At 61.6% G+C, this 3,880-nt stretch carries 1 protein-coding gene; it reads left to right on the plus strand.

From position 1 onward, the window contains the following. Positions 1 to 638 precede the first annotated feature (638 nt). Positions 639 to 3,518, plus strand: coding sequence for a ribonucleoside-diphosphate reductase subunit alpha (locus tag ACK1U9_RS21415; protein ID WP_046616228.1), 2,880 nt, complete (start codon positions 639 to 641; stop codon positions 3,516 to 3,518). Positions 3,519 to 3,880: the final 362 nt, after the last annotated feature.

Genomic DNA, 3,880 nt, shown 5'->3' on the forward strand with positions numbered 1-3,880 from the left:
GCTATCCGGCACTGCCAACCTGCCAGCAGCCCCTCGACTGAACCGTTTTTTGTGATAGGGTTCGCGCCCGAAAAATTCTGCCCCCGGGGCAACAAGGCGCAGAAAAATACTGCAAACCACTTGGCACAAGGCCTACAGCGAATACCCACCATTCACTCACAAAGTACGCACAAGTTATCCACAGGCGCTCGCCTTGCAAAGCCCCCGATACCGCATTATCTTGTATCCCGATCGCAGCGAACCACTAGATATAGGGTTTCGTGCAAAATCACACATAAAAGTCAACCCGCAAAATCAAGCGATTTTTTCGGGTGAACTTCAAGTGATTCCAGCAGCCAAACCGCTCCTGCGGAGGCGACCGAGGCAAGCCCTTGCAGGGCCTTGTTCGGGTATGGGTGTTACAGGCCAGGCCTGGTACCCATCAGCAACAGTTTTTGGGCCCGGCCCAGAACCTTTGACTTCGGCCAGGGAGCGGCGAGCCAATTGCCCTTATTCCTGAGTCTGTCCCGAAGTTGGTACGCCCGCGCGGGCGGATGCGCATGCATTGCCCATCCCCGCCAGGCCATCGAGCAAGTGGACGGAACGGTGGGCGCCCAAAAGGCGCCTGAACAATATAGAAACTGTGGAGACACCCACTCATGCAAACCGACACAACTCGCGAGAACCCGCAGGCCAAGGTGCCGCAGGCCGCCGATTCCAACCAGGATCTGGCCGCCACCGCTCCCGGCCAACTGCGTGTGATCAAGCGTAACGGCACTGTCGTCCCCTACACCGACGACAAGATCACCGTGGCCATCACCAAGGCGTTCCTCGCAGTTGAAGGCGGCACCGCCGCCGCTTCGTCGCGCATCCACGACACCGTCGCGCGCCTGACCGAGCAGGTCACCGCCACGTTCAAGCGTCGCATGCCATCGGGTGGCACCATCCACATCGAAGAAATCCAGGACCAGGTCGAACTGGCCCTGATGCGCGCCGGCGAGCAGAAGGTCGCCCGTGACTACGTGATCTACCGCGAGCAGCGCGCCAAGGAGCGTGCCACCCGCGTCAACACCGAGTCCGTGGTCGAGCCGCACCCAAGCATCCGCATCACCCTGGCCGACGGCAGCCTGGCGCCGCTCGACATGGCCCGCCTGAACACCATCATCAGCGAAGCCTGCGAAGGCCTGGCCGAGGTCGATGGCGACCTGATCCAGCGCGACACCCTGAAGAACCTGTACGACGGCGTGGCCATCAAGGACGTCAACACCGCCCTGGTGATGACCGCCCGTACCCTGGTCGAGCGCGAGCCGAACTACTCGTTCGTGACCGCCCGCCTGCTGATGGACACCCTGCGCGCCGAAGGCCTGGGCTTCCTGAACGTGGCCGAGAGCGCCACCCACCACGAAATGGCCGACCTTTACGCCAAGGCCCTGCCGGCCTACATCGACAAAGGCGTCGAGTTCGAGCTGCTGGACCCGGCCCTGAAAGGCTACGACCTGGACCGCCTGGGCAAGGCCATCGACCACGAGCGTGACCAGCAATTCACCTACCTGGGCCTGCAGACCCTGTACGACCGCTACTTCATCCACAAGGATGGCGTGCGCTTCGAGCTGCCACAGGTGTTCTTCATGCGTGTGGCCATGGGCCTGGCACTGGCAGAAAAAGACAAGGAAGCCCGCGCGATCGAGTTCTACAACCTGTTGTCGTCCTTCGACTACATGGCCTCGACCCCGACCCTGTTCAACGCCGGCACCCTGCGCCCACAGCTGTCCAGCTGCTACCTGACCACCGTGCCAGACGACCTGTCGGGCATCTACCACGCGATCCACGACAACGCCATGCTGTCGAAATTCGCCGGTGGCCTGGGCAACGACTGGACCCCTGTGCGTGCACTGGGCTCCTACATCAAGGGCACCAACGGCAAGTCGCAGGGCGTGGTTCCGTTCCTGAAAGTGGTCAACGACACCGCCGTTGCCGTCAACCAGGGTGGCAAGCGCAAGGGCGCCGTGTGTGCCTACCTGGAAACCTGGCACCTGGACATCGAAGAATTCATCGAGCTGCGCAAGAACACCGGTGATGACCGTCGTCGTACCCACGACATGAACACCGCCAACTGGATCCCTGACCTGTTCATGAAGCGTGTCTTCGATGACGGCAAGTGGACCCTGTTCTCGCCTTCGGAAGTGCCAGACCTGCACGACCTGACCGGCAAGGCCTTCGAAGAGCGCTACGAGTACTACGAAGCCCTGACCGAGTACAACAAGATCAAGGTGTTCAAGACCATCCAGGCCAAAGACCTGTGGCGCAAGATGCTGTCGATGCTGTTCGAGACCGGCCACCCGTGGCTGACCTTCAAGGACCCGTGCAACCTGCGTTCGCCGCAGCAGCACGTGGGCGTGGTCCACAGCTCGAACCTGTGCACCGAGATCACCCTGAACACCAACAAGGACGAGATCGCGGTCTGCAACCTGGGCTCGATCAACCTGCCGAACCACATCGTCGACGGCAAGCTGGACACCGCCAAGCTGCAACGCACCGTGAACACCGCCGTGCGCATGCTCGACAACGTGATCGACATCAACTACTACTCGGTGCCGCAAGCGCGTAACTCGAACTTCAAGCACCGCCCGGTCGGCCTGGGCATCATGGGCTTCCAGGATGCGCTGTACCTGCAGCACATTCCGTACGGCTCCGATGCTGCCGTCGAGTTCGCCGACAAGTCGATGGAAGCGGTCAGCTTCTACGCCATCCAGGCGTCCTGCGACCTGGCCGACGAGCGCGGTGCGTACGAGACCTTCCAGGGTTCGCTGTGGTCCAAGGGCATCCTGCCGCTGGATTCGCAACAGATCCTGATCGAGGCCCGTGGCGCCAAGTACATCGACGTCAACCTGGAAGAGTCCCTGGACTGGGCCCCGGTGCGCGAACGCGTCAAGAAAGGTATTCGTAACTCGAACATCATGGCCATCGCGCCGACCGCGACCATTGCCAACATCACCGGCGTGTCGCAGTCCATCGAGCCGACCTACCAGAACCTGTACGTGAAATCGAACCTGTCGGGCGAGTTCACCGTGATCAACCCGTACCTGGTCCGCGACCTGAAGGCCCGTGGCCTGTGGGACTCGGTAATGATCAACGACCTGAAGTACTACGATGGTTCGGTGCAGCAGATCGAGCGTATCCCGCAAGAGCTGAAGGACCTGTACGCCACCGCGTTCGAAGTCGAGACCAAGTGGATCGTCGATGCCGCCTCGCGTCGCCAGAAGTGGATCGACCAGGCCCAGTCGCTGAACCTGTACATCGCCGGCGCCTCGGGCAAGAAGCTGGACGTCACCTACCGCATGGCCTGGTACCGTGGTCTGAAGACCACCTACTACCTCCGTGCCCTGGCTGCGACCAGCACCGAGAAGTCGACCATCAACACCGGCAAGCTCAACGCCGTTTCCAGCGGTGGCGACAGCGCCCCGGTCCAGGCAGCGGGCCCAGCGCCAGTGCCGAAGGCCTGCGCGATCGACGAGCCTGACTGCGAAGCCTGCCAGTAAGGCCTGAGTGCCGCGCAGAGTGCCCATGGGCGCCCTGCGCGGCATTTTTGTATCTGCGCCACGGAGAAACCTTGCCCTTTGCCCACTGCTCGCGCAGCTCGGTAAAAGGACAGGACCTCTCAAAAAGGACTAAGCCCATGGCGCGGAAAAAACTGGCAACTCGCAAGATTGGTCGCAACGCGGAAACCGGCCGCTTCACCTCGGTCGAAGAAGCACGCAGGCATCCCAAGACACACATTGTCGAAACGCTGCACCACCCACGCAGCTAGTGGTTGCCTGGCTTGGCCTCATCGCCGGCAAGCCAGCTCCCACAGGTACTGCATCGCCCCCCCGGCCTGACGCTGAATCTGTGGGAGCTGGCT

It is taken from the genome of Pseudomonas sp. XP1 (assembly GCF_053557675.1).